Raw genomic sequence first — 15,510 nt, 5'->3', positions numbered from 1 at the left:
GATTCCGACGGGCGCATGACCGATGCCGACCGATAATTTGAACCGCAGATGCGTATTATCTACGCTGGCTTCATGCGGCTGCTGCGCTCCACCGACCTCGCCCTGCGCGTCCTGATGCGGCTCGCCGTCGCGGGCGACTCCAGCCCCACGACCCGCGAGGTCGCCGCCGGCGTGGACGTGCCCTACACCCACGCGGCGAAGGTCGTCGCCGAACTGCAGCACATGGGGCTCGTCGACGCCCGGCGCGGCCGGGGCGGCGGACTCTCCCTCACCGACCGGGGGCGTACGGCGTCCGTCGGCGCCGTCGTGCGCGCCTTCGAGGGCGACGGCGACGTGGTCGACTGCGAGGGGACGACGCCCTGCCCGCTGAACTCCGCCTGCCGTCTGCGCGGCGCGCTGCGGCGGGCCCAGGAGGCGTTCTTCGCCGCCCTGGACCCGCTCACCGTGGCGGACATCGTCGCGGAACCGACGGGGCCCCTGCTGCTCGGGATCTCCCGGACGTCCTGACCTCTCAGGCGCGGCTCAGCCACAGGTCGGGACCGAAGACCTCATAGTGGATGTCGGCCGGGGCGACGCCCTTGTCGATCAGCTGGGAGCGGACCGCCCGCATGAAGGGCAGCGGTCCGCACAGGTACGCGCGCGTGCCCGCCGCCACGTCGACGGTGTCGAGGTCGACCAGGCCGGTGCGGGCGCCCGGGGTCGCGTCCTGCTCGTACCAGAAGTGCACGGCCGCGTCCGGGAGCTTGTCGGCGTAGGCCTCGTGGTCGGCGCGCAGGGCGTGGTCGGCGGGAGAGCGGTCGCCGTGGACGACCGTGACCGGGGCGCGGTGGCCGGTCTCCGCGAGGCGCGCCAGCATGGCGACCATCGGCGTCACGCCGATGCCGGCGGAGGCGAGCAGCAAGGGGGTGCCGGCGGCGTCGTCCAGGACGAGGTCGCCGTACGGGGCCGACAGCTCCAGCACGTCGCCCTCGCGCACGCGCGCGTGCAGATGGTTCGACACCTCGCCGCCGGGCGCGTCGCCGCCGTCCCGGACCCGCTTGACGCTGATCTGCCGCAGGGTCGAGCCGGGTGCGCCGGACAGGCTGTACTGGCGTATCTGGCGGGCGCCGTCCGGCAGCTCGGCGCGCACGGAGACGTACTGGCCGGCGCGGAAGTCGGCGACCGGCCCGCCGTCGGCCGGGCGTAGCCGGAAGGTGACCACGTCCGCGGTCTCGGCGACGCGCTCGACTACCTCCCAGTTCCGCCAGCCCGGTTCGCCGGACTCCTCGTAGAGGCGCTTCTCGATCGCGACGAGGGCGTTCGCCATCAGCCAGTAGACCTCGTCCCAGGCGGCCGCGACCTCGGGAGTGACGGCCTCGCCGAGGACGCCGGCGATGGCGGCGAAGAGGTGCTCGTGGACGAGGGCGTACTGCTCGGGCGTGACGCCCAGGGAGGCGTGCTTGTGGGCGATGCGGGCCAGCATCGCGTCCGGACGCGACTCCGGGTGCTCCAGAAGGTGCGTGGCGAAGGCCGCGATCGAACCGGCGAGCGCCTGGCGCTGCGTGCCGGCCGCCTGGTTGCCGCGGTTGAACAGATCGCGCAGCAGCTCGGGGCGGGCGGTGAACAGACCGGCGTAGAAGCGCTCGGTGATCTCGTCGAGGTGCGCGCCGACGGCGGGGAGGGTGGCGCGGACGGTGACGGCGGCTGATTCGGACAGCATCGGGGCTCCTCTTGGTCCTCCGAGCCCGGTCCTGCGAACTCGGCTGATCGGAACCGTAGTTAAACTTGCATTTGAGATGCAAATTATGGGGGAGTGGTATCGCTCACGGACGAAGCGGGTCCGGGCGTTACGGATGTCAGTCCGAGCAGGCAAGATGGGCTGCGGAGCCGTACACCCGCCGCCGTGCGTGAGGCGTTCAGTCCGAGGCCGTTTCGACGATCAAGGTCGGCAACGCGCATGAAATGCTGTTGTGGTGTGATGCTCAGGTGCCCGACCGCCTCCTGCGGGACACGGAGACAGGCGGCCTGACCAGCAAGGATGGGGAAGCGGAAGATGGACAAGCAGCAGGAGTTCGTGCTCCGGACCTTGGAGGAGCGCGACATCCGGTTCGTACGCCTGTGGTTCACGGACGTGCTGGGCTTCCTCAAGTCCGTGGCCGTGGCCCCGGCCGAGCTGGAACAGGCCTTCGACGAGGGCATCGGCTTCGACGGCTCGGCCATCGAGGGCTTCGCCCGCGTGTACGAGTCCGACATGATCGCCAAGCCGGACCCGTCCACCTTCCAGGTCCTGCCCTGGCGCGCCGAGGCCCCCGGCACCGCCCGCATGTTCTGCGACATCCTCATGCCGGACGGCTCCCCGTCCTTCGCGGACCCGCGCTACGTCCTCAAGCGCGCCCTCACGCGCGGCTCCGACCTGGGCTTCACCTTCTACACCCACCCCGAGATCGAGTTCTTCCTGCTGAAGGACCGCCCCCTCGACGGCACCCGTCCCACCCCCGCCGACAACTCCGGCTACTTCGACCACACCCCGCAGAACATCGGCATGGACTTCCGCCGCCAGGCGATCACCATGCTGGAGTCCATGGGCATCTCGGTCGAGTTCTCCCACCACGAGGGCGCCCCCGGCCAGCAGGAGATCGACCTGCGCTACGCCGACGCCCTCTCGACGGCCGACAACATCATGACCTTCCGCCTGGTCATGAAGCAGGTGGCGCTGGAGCAGGGCGTCCAGGCGACGTTCATGCCGAAGCCGTTCTCGGAGCACCCGGGCAGCGGCATGCACACCCACCTCTCCCTCTTCGAGGGCGACCGCAACGCGTTCTACGAGTCCGGCTCGGAGTACCAGCTCTCCAAGGTCGGCCGCTCCTTCATCGCCGGCCTGCTGCGCCACGCGGCGGAGATCTCCGCGGTCACCAACCAGTGGGTCAACTCCTACAAGCGCATCTGGGGCGGCTCCGAGCGCACCGCCGGCGCCGGCGGCGAGGCCCCCTCCTACATCTGCTGGGGCCACAACAACCGCAGCGCCCTGGTCCGCGTCCCCATGTACAAGCCCGGCAAGACCGGCTCCGCGCGCGTGGAGGTCCGCTCCATCGACTCCGGCGCCAATCCCTACCTCACCTACGCCGTACTCCTGGCCGCGGGCCTCAAGGGCATCGAGGAGGGCTACGAACTCCCGCCGGGCGCCGAGGACGACGTCTGGGCCCTCTCCGACGCCGAACGCCGCGCGATGGGCATCGAGCCGCTCCCCCAGAACCTGGGCGAGGCCCTGACCCTGATGGAACGCAGCGACCTGGTCGCGGAGACCCTGGGCGAGCACGTCTTCGACTTCTTCCTGCGCAACAAGCGGCAGGAGTGGGAGGAGTACCGCAGCGAGGTGACGGCGTTCGAGCTGCGGAAGAACCTGCCCGTGCTGTAGGGCGGCTCGGCGAAGGATGGGTCGGCGGTCTTGGACCGTCGGCCCTTCTTCGTCTTCGGGCGGTGGGGTGTCGGGGTGTGCAAGGGGCCGCATGGTGCTGATGTGCGGCTTTCGTGCCCTTCCTGGGGGAGGGGCTTGGTCGAACGCTGGAAGGGCCGGGGTTCGACTTGCGCGCGGGCGGAATGCCCTCGTTCCTGCGTATTCGGATGTCACGGCTGCGGGTCACCGGAGAGAAGGTGTTCGAGCATGTCGACAGCGGTAGACCGGGCCTCGTCGAGGAGAAGGAAGAGTCTCGCGGTTCCCCTCGCGGCTCTGTTCGAGGCGCTCGGAGTGCTGAACCAGGGATCGAGCCGGGCGCCGGCGAACCCGTCCCCGGAGGAGGCGGCCAGGACCGTCGGCGTGAGCACGAACACGCTGAACGTCACGCGGGTGCTGGGGCTGGGGGCACTCATCACGGGAACGGGCGCCGCCGCTCTGGGACTCTTCGCCGTCGACAAGAAGACGGACGCGGCGTCTGTCGTGGTCGCGGCCTACGCCAGTGTCGGTGTCATCGTCGCCGCGGCCCTGCTGACGGCGGCGATCATCGTCAGCGCCGACATCCGGGCCCGCGTGGCCGTGAACGCACCCACCGCGCTGACCGCTCTCGGCAGGAGGTCTGCGGTACAGGGCGTTTCCGCCGGGGCCAGCGACGCCCAGGCGTTCGTGGCGGCCTGGCACGACGCGCTGGACGTCCTCAGGGGTGCTCTGAAGGAGTCCGAGCAGTACGTCGACGATCAACTCACGGCCTGGCTCGACGCCTGCGCCAGCACCCACCGCACGGCGCAGTTGCAGCCGGCGGAGGACCAGCGGGCCATGCACGCCCGGCTCCAGGCGAGTCAGCGGCTCGTCCTGGGCAGGTTCGAAAGCCTGATCGGGGAAGAGGACGCGAGGGCACGGATGAGGTCGCGGGCCGAGATCGAGTACGTGCTTGAGGCCATGGACCGGAGCATTCATCTGCTCAAGGTCTAGTCGCCTTGCAGGTGTTCAGGTGTTCAGGTGTTCAGGTGGTCATGCCACTACGGGCCGATGAATGCCGGGGACACCGCCGCGGTGCTGATGCGCCGCGGCTTTCCCCCGCCGTCCGCCGGGATGGTGTACAGGTCCGCGCCGAAGTCGCCGGGCAGGGCGTAGACCAGGGTGTGGTCGTCGCGCCAGACCGCCTGGTCGTCGACGCTGCGGGACTCGGCCAGCGCGGTCTCCCGCAGGGTGCGCAGGTCGAGGACGTACAGCCGCCAAGGGGCGTCCTTCGGGAGGCCCTTCACCCGTTTCTTGAAGGCGATCCGGGTGCCGTCGGGGGACAGGGACGGGCACTCGACGTCGGTGTGGAGGGTGGTGACCGTGCGGGCGCGCAGGTCGCCCCGGACCAGGTAGGTCCGGCCCTTCGTCGCCATCGTCGCGTAGAACGTGCGGTCGTCCGAAGCGAACGTCACGCCCCAGAAGTTCAGGTCCGCCGCGCGGTAGGGGCGGCCGTCCTTCAGCACCTGGTAGGCCTCCAGGGACGGGGTCAGCTTCCCGGTGCGGACGTCCACGATCGCCGCGCGGGTCGAGAAGTTCGTGCCGGCGTACGAGTCGCCGCCCACGAAGGCCGTCCACGCGGCGAAGTGGCCCGTCGGGGAGACGCGGGCGCGGGACGGGATGCCGGGCACGTCGTACCTCGCGCGCTCCTTCAGGTGGGCGTCGAGGACGACCGCCCGGTAGGTGTCGGAGACGGCGCCGTGCACCGCCTGCAGGCACACTCCGGTACCCGAGGCGGCGTAGAAGCGCAGGCACTTGACGCCGGAGGCGGTGCGCGGGCCGGAGGGGTCGGTCGCCGGGACCGTCGTCAGTTCGTCGCGGTGCGGGCCCCAGGCCAAGTTGCGGAAGACCATGCGCCCGGGGGCGGTCAGGGTGACCGTTCCGGAGGTCACCCGGGGGCCGCCCGGCTGGGCCTGGTCACGGCGTTCCGCGCGGGCCGAGGCGTGCAGGAGCGAGGCCACGGCGACCGCCGCGAGCGCGACCAGGGCCGCCAGCAGGACGAGGATGCGGTTGCGCAGGGTCATGCGGGGACCTTCCGGGCGGTGGCGCGGCGCGAGACGGTGAGGGGCGGGGGCGCGGTCGGAAGTGCGGTCTGGGGCGGGGCCGGAGGCGGGGCGGGGGTCGTCATCCGGTCGCCTCCTTTGCCGCAGGTCCGGCAGGTCCGGCAGGTCCGGCAGGTCCGGCAGATCCCGCAGGTCCGGCTGGCCCGGCAGGTCCGGCAGGTGCCACAGGGCGCAGAAGGACCAGGGACACCGCCGCGCACAGCGCCAGCGTCGCCGTCGCCGCCAGCAGCGCCGTACGGTCCCCCCACAGCGACCACGCGGCGCCGAACCCCAGCGAGCAGGCGAACCGGGCGAGTGCCTGGCCGGTCTGCACGACGGCGAGGCCCGACGACCGCAGGTGCTCCGGCACACCGTCCGCCGCCGCCGCCATCAGCACGCCGTCGGTCGCCGCGTAGAACGAGCCGTGCAGGAGGAGGACGGCGCAGGGGAGCGCGGGGCCGTGCCAGGCGGTGAGCAGCAACGCGTACGCGGTCAGCAGGGCGCCGTGGCCGGCGAGGAAGACCCGCCACCGGCCCACCCGGTCCGCCAGCCTCCCGAGCGGCACCGCGAGCAGCAGGAACGCCGCCGCCGTGCCGAGCGGGAGCAGCGCGAACCAGCGGTCGGGGACGCCGAGGCGGCGTTGCAGGAGCAGGTACACGAAGGAGTCGCTCACGGTCGCCAGGCCCAGCAGGAGCGCGCAGACCGTGACGCGGCGGACGTCGCGGCGGCGCAGCAGGCCGACCGCGGCGCGCAGCGTGGGGCGTACGGCGGCTTCGAGGGCCGGTGCCGTCGACGACCCCGGCACGAACAGCACCAGGACCAGCACTCCCAGCACGGCCACGCAGAAGCTGACCGTGAACACCGCGTCGTAGCCGTCCACCGTCGCCCGCAGGATCAGGAACGCCACCAGCGGGCCCAGCAGTGCGCCCGCCGTGTCCATCGCCCGGTGCACGCCGAAGGAGCGGCCCCGGGTCTCGGGTGTCGACGACAGGGAGATGAGCGCGTCCCGCGGGGCCGTGCGCAGGCCCTTGCCGGTGCGGTCGGCGGCCAGGACCAGGCCGATGGGGGTCAGGGAGTGGGCCAGCAGCAGGAGGGGCTTGCAGAGGGCCGAGATGCCGTAGCCCAGGCCCGCCACCACCTTGTGGCGGCCGCCGCCCCGGTCGGCGAGATGGCCCCCGGCCAGGCGTACGAGCGCCGAGAAGCCGTTGTAGACGCCGTCCAGGAGCCCGAAGCCCAGCGGGGACAGGCCGAGGCTCGTGACGAGGTACAGGGGGAGCACCGCCGTCACCATCTCCGACGAGACGTCGGTGATCAGGCTGACGGTGCCGAGCGCGAGGACGGTGGGCGCGACCGCGGTGCGGCGCCACCCGGCCCGTGCGGGCCGGGTGGCGCCTTCCGCGGACGCCGGCGGGGTCGCGCGGCTGTCCGCTACGTACACGTCAGGACGCCCAGATGCCCGTGATGTCCGTCGCGGAGGCCGCGTTGCCCGCGTGCGTGGACAGGCCCTGCGTGTCCTCCAGGGTGCGCAGCAGGTCGTAGTGGTTGTAGGTGGCGGACGACGAGGAACCCGCCGTCACCGGCTGGCCGTACAGGACCGTCGGGATGCGGTTGCCCGACAGCCGGTTGTCCTCGTCGAAGGTGACGACGAGGAGGCTGTTGTGGGTCTTGGCCCAGGTGGCGTAGCCGCCGAGGTTGTTCTTCAGCCAGGTGTCGCCGGTGGACACCGAGCAGTCGTGCATGTCGCTGCACAGGTTGGGGGTGACGAAGGAGATCTGCGGCAGCGTCGAGTAGTCCGTGGGGAACTGCGCGAACGTCTTCGCGGTCGATGTCGGCACGTTCTTGAAGCCGAACCACGGGTCGTGCTTCTGCGCGTAGTTGCCGCTGCTGCACGTGGTCGAGCCCTGGCTGGGCAGCGACTCGTTGTAGCTGGCCCAGGTGCGACCCGCCGCGATGGCCTCCGAGGCGAGGTTGGCGGCCGAGGAGAAGCCCGGGGTGACGCAGCTGTCGTCGGTGACGCCCTGGGTGGAGCCGGAGAACAGGGCGTAGTAGTTGGGCTGGCTCGGGTGGGTGATGCCGTACGACTGGGTCAGGTTCGCCCCGCCGGTCTTCAGCGAGTTGATGTACGGCGCGCTGGAGGAGCCGATGACCTGGCTGTAGGCGTGGTTCTCCATGACCACGACGACCACGTGGTCCGGGGTCGGCACGGCCGAGGCCGCGGACGATGCCGCGGACGAGGAGCCGCCGAGGCCGGTCCACAGACCGACGGCCGCGGCCGTGAAGGCGAGCGTGGACGCGAGTGCGGCGCGGCCGCGGCGGGCCCTCGGGCGGGCAGGACTTGCGGTACTGCCGGACACATCAACCTCCGGAGGGGGGAAGGGCGGGGCTGGCGGTGCGGACAGAGCATGCACACGCCAACATTCCCGTGCCCCACCGTGTCCAACCGGACGGATGAAGAGCGGGTGAACTACTGCCGCTCGGCGGCCTGCCGCGCCAGCACCTCGTGCAGCGGCTCGATGGCGCGGCGGCGGTACTCCTGGATCGCCCATCCGTTGCCGTCCGGGTCCTTGAAGTAGAGGAAGGTGGCCCCGTCCTGGTCGGTGAACCGCTGCGGCTCGCTCACCTCGAGACCGCGCGCGGTCAGCTCGTCGTACGCGGCCTTCGCGTCGCTCACACAGAGCTGCATCCCGTGGTACGTACCAGGCTGCGGCATGCCGGTCGGCACCTGCAACCCGTCGACCAGCGCGATGGAACAGCCGGAGCCGGGCGGGGTGAGCTGGACGATCCGCACGCCCTCCATCACCTCGCCGTCGAGGTCCACGTGGAAGCCGACCTTGTCCCGGTAGAACTCCTTGGCGCGGTCCACGTCGGAGACAGGCAGCAGGATCACTTCGAGGCTCATGTCCATGAAAACGACTCCCTTGTCGTCGTACGGCTCCTCCTCACCGAAGCCGAAAACCGTCCCGGGCGCCACCGAATACCGGCCCGGGCGCCGCCGAAAACCGTCCCGGGCGCCACCGAACACCGTCCCGGCGCCACCGAACAGCGCGAAGGCGAGGGGCTCCGCCCGGGCGCCCGTGTCGGTGCCTGCGGTTAGGCTCGGGCCAGTACGACCTTGATCCGAGGGGAGGCCGCGGATGACGGCGCCGGGGCGCAGGAGCAGTACCTTCACACGGCTGCTTCGGCACGGCTTCACCGATGCCTCGGCCGCCGAGCGCCTGCTGGACAGCGACGAGCTGATGCCCGTGCGCAACGACCCGGTGCTGCTGGAGGCCCTGGGTGCCACCGCCGACCCGGACCAGGCGCTGCTCGGTCTCGTACGGCTGCTGGAGGCGCAGCCCGACCCCACCGCGCGCCGCGAGCTGCTCGACACCCTGATAGCGGCCAAGCCGCTGCGCGACCGCCTCCTCGGGGTCCTCGGCGCCTCGTCCGCGCTCGCCGACCACCTCGCCCGGCACCCCAGGGACTGGCACGCGCTGGTCACGTACGAGCCGCGCGACCTGCACCCGGGCGTGGAGGAGTTCGAGCGCGGCCTCGCCGAGGCCGGCGACCCGGTCTCCCTGCGGGTCGCCTACCGCCGCTGTCTGCTGTCCATCGCCGCCCGTGACGTCTGCGGCACCACGAACATCGCCGAGACCGCCGCCGAGCTCGCCGACCTCGCCACCGCGACCCTGCGCGCCGCCCTCGCCATCGCGCGCGCCGCCGCTCCCGAGGACGCGGCGCTGTGCCGGCTCGCGGTGATCGCGATGGGCAAGTGCGGCGGCCACGAACTCAACTACGTCTCCGACGTCGACGTCATCTTCGTCGGCGAGGCCGTGGACGGCGCCGACGAGGGCAAGGCGCTCAGGGCCGCCACGAAGCTGGCCTCGCACATGATGCGGGTCTGCTCGGAGACCACCGTCGAGGGCTCGATCTGGCCCGTCGACGCCAACCTCCGCCCGGAGGGCAGGAACGGCCCCCTGGTGCGCACCCTCTCCAGCCATCTCGCCTACTACCAGCGCTGGGCCAAGACCTGGGAGTTCCAGGCGCTGCTCAAGGCCCGCCCGGTGGCCGGCGACATCGAGCTCGGCGAGGAGTACGTCACCGCCCTCGAACCCCTCGTCTGGCAGGCCGCCGAGCGCGAGAACTTCGTCGCGGACGTGCAGAAGATGCGCCGCCGGGTCGTCGAGAACATCCCCGCCGCCGAGGTCGACCGCGAGCTGAAGCTCGGCCCCGGAGGGCTCAGGGACGTCGAATTCGCCGTCCAGCTGCTGCAGTTGGTGCACGGGCGGGCGGATGCGTCGCTGCGCAGCGGGACGACGCTCGACGCCCTGCAGGCGCTCGCCGCCGGCGGGTACGTGGGGCGGCAGGACGCCGTGCAGCTCGACGACGCCTACCGCTTCCTGCGGTCCATGGAGCACCGCATCCAGCTGTACCGGCTGCGGCGCACGCACCTCGTCCCCGAGGACGACGCCGACCTGCGCCGCATCGGCCGCTCCCTCGGCCTGCGCGCCGACCCCGTCGCCGAGCTCACCCGCGAGTGGCGGCGGCATACGGCCGTCGTACGCCGTCTGCACGAGAAGCTCTTCTACCGGCCGCTGCTCGACGCGGTGGCCCAACTCGCTCCCGGCGAGGCCCGGTTGAGCCCCGAGGCGGCGCGGGAGCGGATGGTCGCGCTCGGGTACGCCGACCCGGCCGCCGCGCTGCGCCACCTGGAGGCGCTGGCGTCGGGGGTGACGCGCAAGGCCGCGATCCAGCGGACCCTGCTGCCCGTGCTGCTGGGCTGGTTCGCGGACTCCGCCGACCCGGACGCGGGCCTGCTCAACTTCCGCAAGGTGTCGGACGCGCTCGGCAAGACGCCCTGGTATCTGCGGCTGCTGCGGGACGAGGGCGCCGCCGCGGAGAACCTCGCGCGCGTGCTGTCCGCCGGCCGGCTCGCTCCCGATCTGCTGATGCGGGCGCCCGAAGCGGTGGCGCTGCTCGGCGACGGCGACGGCGGGGGGCTGGAGCCGCGCGGCCGGGACCCGCTGGAGCAGGAGATACTCGCCGCGGTCGGCCGCGCGGACGGCGCGGTCCAGGCGGTCACGGCGGCGCGCGGCGTACGGCGCCGGGAGCTGTTCCGCACGGCCGCGGCCGACATCGTGGGCTCGTACGGCACCGAGACGCACCCCGCCGAGGCCGACCAGGGCGCCCTGGTGGACCGGGTCGGCGCGGCGGTGTCCGACCTGACCGCGGCCACCGTCGCGGGCACCCTGCGCGCGGTGGTGCGGGACGGCTGGGGCGAGGAGCTGCCGACCCGGTTCGCCGTCATCGGCATGGGCCGCTTCGGCGGCCACGAACTGGGCTACGGCTCCGACGCCGACGTCGTCTTCGTGCATGAGCCGCGGGAGGGCGTGGGCGAGCGGGAGGCCGCCGACGCGGCGAACAAGGTCGTCTCCGAGATGCGGCGGCTGCTGCAGATCCCGAGCGCGGACCCGCCGCTGCTGATCGACGCCGACCTGCGGCCCGAGGGCAAGTCGGGCCCGCTGGTGCGGACCCTGAAGTCGTACGAGGCGTACTACCGTCGCTGGTCGCTGGTGTGGGAGTCGCAGGCGCTGCTGCGGGCCGAACCGGTCGCGGGCGACGAGGACCTCGGCCGCCGCTTCGTGGAGCTGATCGACCCGCTGCGGTACCCGGCGCGGGGGCTCGGGGACGAGGCGGTGCGCGAGATCCGGCGGCTGAAGGCGCGTATGGAGGCCGAGCGGCTGCCGCGCGGCGCCGACCCCAAGCTGCACACCAAGCTCGGGCCCGGCGGGCTGTCCGACGTCGAGTGGACCGTGCAGTTGATGCAGTTGCGGCACGGCCACGCGGAGCCGGGGCTGCGGACGACCCGGACGCGCGCGGCCCTGGCGGCGGCGCGTGCCGCCGGGCTCATCTCGGCCGAGGACGCGGAGACCCTGGACGAGGCGTGGGTGCTGGCCACGCGCGTGCGCAACGCCGTGATGCTGGTGCGCGGCCGGGCCGGGGACACCTTCCCCTCGGACGGCCGCGAGGTGGCCGCCGTGGGCCGCTACCTGGGCTACGGCGACGGAATGGTCGGCGACATGCTGGACGCCTACCGCCGCACGGCACGCAGGGCGCGGTCGGTGGTGGAGGAGCTGTTCTACGGGGGCTGAGCGAAGTCTCGAGGGGTGTCCTCGGGGGTCACGTCCCCAGCAGTGCGCGTGCGTGCCCCAGGAACCCCGCCAGCCCCACCTCGAAGGCCCGGTCCGCCCGTCCCTCGCCCACCGCCGCGAGCGCCTCCGCCAGCCGGGGCGTCGGGGTGTGCTCCGTCAGCTCCCACATCGTCTCGGGTGCCGCGAGGTCCAGGGCCGAGCCCAGGACCAGGTTCTCCAGGGCGATGATCAGCGGCATCACCTCGCCCGGCGCGAAGCCCGCCGCCAGCAGGAGGTTCACCGCGCGCTCGTACTGCTCCAGAACCCGGGGCGCCCGCACGGGTGAGGTCATGAGCAGCGGGATCGCCTTCGGGTGGGCGGCGAAGGCCGCGCGGTAGGAGCGCGCCCAGGCCTCCAGCGCCGCGTCCCAGGGGACGAGGTCCAGCGTCCCGGGGTCGATCGCCTCGGTCACCCGCTCCCGCAGCAGCTCCACGATCCCCTCGCGGCCGTCCACATGGTGATACACCGAGCCGGTCTGCGCCCCCAGCCGCCTGGCGATCTGCGGCACGCTGAAATCCCCCTGCTCATCGACCAGTTGCAGAGCCGTCGTGGTGATGCGCTCGCGGTCGAGGAGCGGTGTGCGCGGCCGTCCCATGGTCTGCGGTCCCCCTTGAGGTCTTCCCGGATGCCCAGGAGGAGGCTACATTGCCGAAACCGAAAGCCTTTAGGTTTACGGTCCCGGGGTCGCCATCCTCCTGCCCGGGGGCCGTCGACCGACCCGCACGTCCGGAACCCTCCCCGTCCGCCGCGCCTGAAGGGCTTGCCCATGTCCGTCACCACCCCCGAGGAGAGAACGCCGACCGCCACGGCGACTCTGCGCTCCGGTTCCCTCGGCACCGCAGACATCGCGTTCTTCGTGGTGTCCGCCGCCGCCCCGCTCACCGTCATGGCCGGCGTCGCGCCGCTCGCGATCCTGCTCGGCGGCATCGGCGCCCCGGCCGGCTACCTCATCGCCGGTATCACCCTCGCCGTCTTCGCCGTCGGCTTCACCACCATGAGCCGCCACGTGAAGAGCGGCGGCGCCTTCTACGCGTACATCACCCGCGGCCTCGGCCGCCCCGTCGGCATCGGCGCCGCCCTGCTCGCCCTGATCGGCTACAACGGCATGGAGATCGGCGTCTACGGCCTCCTCGCCTCCGCCACCAGGGACACCCTGCACGCCCTGTTCGGCACCGGCGTCCCGTGGCTGCCGATCTCGCTGGCGGGCCTGCTCCTCATCGGCTACGGCGGCTTCCGCTCGATCGACTTCGGCGCCAAGGTGCTGGGCGTACTGCTCCTCGCCGAGACCGGCATCCTGGTGCTCCTCGCGGGAGGGGTGCTGCTCGAGGGCGGCGCGCACGGCCTGTCGGGCGCCTCCTTCGCCCCGGGCCACGTCCTGGTCCCCGGCACGGCGGTCGTCCTGGCCTTCGCCTTCGCCGCGTTCACCGGTTTCGAGTCCACCGTCATCTACCGCCGCGAGGCCCGCGACCCCCACCGCACCATCCCGCGGGCCACCTACGTGGCCGTCGCCTTCCTCGGCCTCTTCTACGCCTTCATCGTCTGGATCGTCATCCAGGCCTTCGGCGACGCCGACGTGATCGCCGCGGCCGCCAAGGACCCCGGCGGGCTGTTCTTCTCCGCGATCACCACCTACGTCGGCGGCTGGGCGGCCGACCTGATGCACGTCTTCATCGTCACCAGCGTCATCGCCTCCCTCCTCGCCTTCCACAACGCGATCAACCGCTACGCCCTCGCCCTCGCCGAGGAGGGCGTCCTGCCGAAGCCGCTGGGCCGCGTGCACGCCCGCCACCGCTCCCCGTACGTCGCCGGCATCGCCCAGACCGTCCTCGGCGCGGCCGTCGTCGTCGCTTTCTGGGCGGCCGGCGCCGACCCCTACCAGCAGCTCCTGCTGTGGGTGAACACCCCCGGAATGATCGGCCTGTTCCTGCTCCAGCTGCTCGCCGCGATCGCCGTGCCCTGCTACTTCCGGCGCGTGCGCCACCAGGAGGGCGCCCTGCGCACGATCGTCGCGCCGGTCGCCGCCACCGTGCTGCTCGCCACCGCCATAGGGCTCGTCATCACCCACATCGACCTGTTCACCGGCGCCTCGCCGACCGTCAACACCGTCCTGATCACCACGGCCCCCGCCGTGTTCGCCGCCGGCCTGGTGCTGGCCTGGTGGCTGCGCCGCGAACGGCCCGACGTGTACCGGGACTTCGCCGCCGAGCCGGCCGAGCCCGCCGAGACACCCGAGCCCGCCGTATAGCCGTACGAGACAAGGGAGTTCAGCCCACTCATGCACGCCCCCGATCTGATCCTCACCGGCGCCGAGATCCGCACCCTCGACCCCGAACGTCCCTACGCAGGCGCTGTCGCCATCCGCGACGGGGTGATCGCGGCGGTCGGCGACGAGGCGGACGTACCCGCGTGGCGCGGACCCGGCACCGAGGTCGTGGCCCTGGAGGGGGCGCACGTCGTGCCCGGGCTCGTGGACGCGCACAGCCATCCCGTGTGGGGGCTGGACATGGCCACCGGGGTCGACCTGTCGGGCGTGCGGGACCTGGCCGGACTGCGGTCCGCGCTCGCCGGGGCCGAGCGGATCGACGGGTGGGTCGTCGGGTTCGGCCTCGACCACAACGCCTTCGAGGGGCGGCCGATCGACCGCGCGCTCGTGGAGGACGCGATCGGAGCGGAGACCCCCGCCTTCCTGCGCCTCTACGACGGCCACTCCGCCCTCGCCACCGGTGCCGCGCTGGCGGTGGCGGCAGTGACCGGCCCCCGCGTCTTCGCCCAGCGTTCGGAGGTGGTCTGTGACGCCTCCGGGCGGCCCACCGGGCATCTCGTCGAGCACGCGGCGATGGACCTGCTCACGCGGGTGCTGCCGCAGCCCTCCCGCGCGGCCCGCCGCGCCCGCCTCGTCGATCTGCTCACGGCGATGGCCGCGACCGGCCTGACCGGCGCCCACGTCATGGACGCGGGGGACAGCGAGCTGGTCGGCTCGGTCGCCCGGGAGACGGTGCTGCCGGTGCGGCTGCGGTTCGCGCCCTGGTGCATGCCCGGTGCGGACACCGCCGCGCTGGAGGAGCTGATCACGGTGCAGGGGCGCGGGGGCCGGCACTGGCGGGTCGGCGGGGTGAAGTTCTTCATGGACGGCACGGTGGAGGGCGGCACCGCCTGGCTGGAGCACGCCGACTGCCACGGCCAGGGGACCGAGGCCTTCTGGCCGGACCCCGAGGCGTACGCGGCCGCCGTGCGGCACCTGCACGCCGCCGGTGTCCGCACCGCCACGCACGCCATCGGGGACGCCGCGGTACGGCACGTCCTGGGCGTGGTGGCCGGGCTCGGCCCCGACGCCCGGGGCCGGCACCGCGTCGAGCACATCGAGACGGCGCCGGACGCGCTGCTGCCGCGATTCGCCGAGCTCGGGGTGGCGGCCAGCATGCAGCCGCCGCACACCGCGTACACCCGGGCCGACGGCACCGACGAGTGGTCCCGCCGCCTGGGCACCGCCCGCGCCGGGCACGCCTGGCGGCTGCGGGACCTGCGGGACGCCGGCGCGACGGTCGCCCTGGGCTCGGACTGGCCGATCGCCCACTACGACGTGCGGGCCGTCCTGGCGACGGCACGGGCGCCCAGGGGGGCGGCCTCCGCGCGGGCGGGGCTGACGGGCCTGGAGGCGCTGGAGGGCTGCACCAGCCACGCGGCGCGCGCGGCGGGGGAGGAGCGTGCGGCGGGGCGGATCGCCGTCGGGTACCGGGCCGACCTCACGGCCCTGGCCCTGGATCCCGTGAAGGCCCCGGCGGACGAGGTGGCCGAGGCGCCGGTACGGCTGACGGTGACCGGAGGCCACGTGGTGCACAGGGCGTGCTGA

The 15,510-nt window shown here is 72.8% G+C and carries 12 protein-coding genes; 6 read left to right on the top strand and 6 right to left on the bottom strand.

All coding sequences use genetic code 11. The features are described 5' to 3' along the window. Positions 1 to 72 precede the first annotated feature (72 nt). Positions 73 to 507 (top strand): RrF2 family transcriptional regulator, encoded by a 435-nt coding sequence (locus LN251_RS05680; protein WP_458244134.1) that lies wholly within the window; start codon positions 73 to 75, stop codon positions 505 to 507. A gap of 4 nt (positions 508 to 511) precedes the next feature. Here the strand turns inward: LN251_RS05680 and LN251_RS05675 are convergent, their stop codons facing one another. Continuing rightward, positions 512 to 1,699: a globin domain-containing protein gene (locus LN251_RS05675; RefSeq protein WP_458243399.1), complete on the bottom strand. Its 1,188-nt coding sequence runs from the start codon at positions 1,697 to 1,699 to the stop codon at positions 512 to 514. A gap of 333 nt (positions 1,700 to 2,032) precedes the next feature. Here LN251_RS05675 and LN251_RS05670 point away from each other — a divergent pair, with 333 nt between their 5' ends. Beyond that, a complete protein-coding gene (locus LN251_RS05670; RefSeq protein ID WP_142151538.1) occupies positions 2,033 to 3,394 on the top strand; it encodes a glutamine synthetase family protein in 1,362 nt (453 codons plus the stop codon). 246 nt (positions 3,395 to 3,640) lie between these two features. Then, the gene (locus LN251_RS05665; protein ID WP_458243398.1) at positions 3,641 to 4,402 is read left to right on the top strand and encodes a hypothetical protein; all 762 of its coding nucleotides are present in this window, start codon (positions 3,641 to 3,643) and stop codon (positions 4,400 to 4,402) included. A gap of 47 nt (positions 4,403 to 4,449) precedes the next feature. Here the strand turns inward: LN251_RS05665 and LN251_RS05660 are convergent, their stop codons facing one another. The 4 genes from LN251_RS05660 to LN251_RS05645 form a co-directional block, all read right to left on the bottom strand. Beyond that, the gene (locus tag LN251_RS05660) at positions 4,450 to 5,472 is read right to left on the bottom strand and encodes a TolB family protein (protein ID WP_458243397.1); all 1,023 of its coding nucleotides are present in this window, start codon (positions 5,470 to 5,472) and stop codon (positions 4,450 to 4,452) included. Positions 5,473 to 5,572: 100 nt separating this feature from the next. Next, complete coding sequence (locus tag LN251_RS05655) at positions 5,573 to 6,928, bottom strand: MFS transporter (RefSeq protein ID WP_458243396.1); 1,356 nt, start codon at positions 6,926 to 6,928, stop codon at positions 5,573 to 5,575. Between the two features lies 1 nt (position 6,929). Further along, positions 6,930 to 7,844 (bottom strand): alkaline phosphatase family protein, encoded by a 915-nt coding sequence (locus LN251_RS05650; protein ID WP_458243395.1) that lies wholly within the window; start codon positions 7,842 to 7,844, stop codon positions 6,930 to 6,932. A 110-nt stretch (positions 7,845 to 7,954) separates the two neighbouring features. Further along, the gene (locus LN251_RS05645; RefSeq protein WP_458243394.1) at positions 7,955 to 8,395 is read right to left on the bottom strand and encodes a VOC family protein; all 441 of its coding nucleotides are present in this window, start codon (positions 8,393 to 8,395) and stop codon (positions 7,955 to 7,957) included. A 229-nt stretch (positions 8,396 to 8,624) separates the two neighbouring features. Here LN251_RS05645 and LN251_RS05640 point away from each other — a divergent pair, with 229 nt between their 5' ends. Further along, complete coding sequence (locus LN251_RS05640; RefSeq protein WP_458243393.1) at positions 8,625 to 11,621, top strand: bifunctional [glutamine synthetase] adenylyltransferase/[glutamine synthetase]-adenylyl-L-tyrosine phosphorylase; 2,997 nt, start codon at positions 8,625 to 8,627, stop codon at positions 11,619 to 11,621. 28 nt (positions 11,622 to 11,649) lie between these two features. Here LN251_RS05640 and LN251_RS05635 read toward each other — a convergent pair whose 3' ends face one another. Next, positions 11,650 to 12,255, bottom strand: a complete 606-nt coding sequence (locus tag LN251_RS05635) for a TetR/AcrR family transcriptional regulator (protein WP_458243392.1) — start codon at positions 12,253 to 12,255, stop codon at positions 11,650 to 11,652. Between the two features lie 171 nt (positions 12,256 to 12,426). Between LN251_RS05635 and LN251_RS05630 the strand changes: the two genes are divergently transcribed. Both LN251_RS05630 and LN251_RS05625 read left to right on the top strand, forming a co-directional pair. Further along, positions 12,427 to 13,905, top strand: a complete 1,479-nt coding sequence (locus tag LN251_RS05630) for an APC family permease (RefSeq protein WP_458243391.1) — start codon at positions 12,427 to 12,429, stop codon at positions 13,903 to 13,905. Between the two features lie 30 nt (positions 13,906 to 13,935). Further along, entirely contained in the window at positions 13,936 to 15,510 is a 1,575-nt protein-coding gene (locus LN251_RS05625; protein WP_458243390.1) for an amidohydrolase, read from the top strand.

Source organism: Streptomyces sp. MAI_2237, from assembly GCF_054189285.1.
The sequence above is the reverse complement of the archived record's forward strand: the minus strand, read 5'-3'. Positions and strand labels throughout refer to the sequence as shown.